Raw genomic sequence first — 779 nt, 5'->3', positions numbered from 1 at the left:
ACAGCAGTGCGTCTCTACAGGAATAACCATAAAAAAAACACCAGACGATGTACGAATTACTTTTTTGGAAATACATAGAAGAAGTTTACTTAAACCATCACGAAGTTTATGAAGCTCTTGTAGAAAAAGAAACAGTCGAAGGACTGGAAACACTTCCTGTGGAGGTTATCATGAACAGGATTGCTTCTGTGTTTTCGCAATGGGAAAAAGTAGACGAAAACAGCTGGCAAAATACTTCCGGGAAAGGAGCATTTCAGGTGCTTTCAACTCCGCAAAGTATCAAAATCGATTGTTACGGAACCGAAGGCAAAACCATGAATAAATTGGTCGCTTTAATGGAAGAATTCAAATGTCCGTTATACGATCCCCAAGTTCCGGAACGCTACGATGAAATGAGTGAATAATTTCGCCAATCATTAACTATCTTATAATAACAAATCCTGCTCCTTTCTAAGTGTAACAACAAAGAGATTGAGGCAGGATTTTCTTTTAAACTCTAAAGCGAGTTAAAAGCTTTTGAGTCTAAATGTTTTTAAAAGAGTATATTTTATTGTACTTTTCTATCAAAAATTAGAAACTAAACTAATAACGATCAAAAAACAACTAATGAATATTTTAACCACTAAGAGTCTTCTTCTCTGTGTATCATTTTTGGCGCTGGGTTTAAGTAACAAAGTAACAGCGCAGACAAAAACAAAAAATTTAGTACAATATGTCGATCCTATGATTGGTACAGCCAAAATGGGACATACTTATCCTGGAGCAACAGTTCCTTTTGG

The 779-nt window shown here is 35.4% G+C and carries 1 protein-coding gene; it reads left to right on the top strand.

Features of this window, described 5'->3' with window-relative positions; all coding sequences use genetic code 11:
- The first annotated feature begins 47 nt into the window (after positions 1 to 47).
- Positions 48 to 404, top strand: a complete 357-nt coding sequence (locus tag B0A66_RS22640) for a hypothetical protein (RefSeq protein ID WP_089052108.1) — start codon at positions 48 to 50, stop codon at positions 402 to 404.
- Positions 405 to 779: the final 375 nt, after the last annotated feature.

It is taken from the genome of Flavobacterium hercynium (genome assembly GCF_002217285.1).
Lineage (GTDB): Bacteria > Bacteroidota > Bacteroidia > Flavobacteriales > Flavobacteriaceae > Flavobacterium > Flavobacterium hercynium.
The sequence above is the reverse complement of the archived record's forward strand: the minus strand, read 5'-3'. Positions and strand labels throughout refer to the sequence as shown.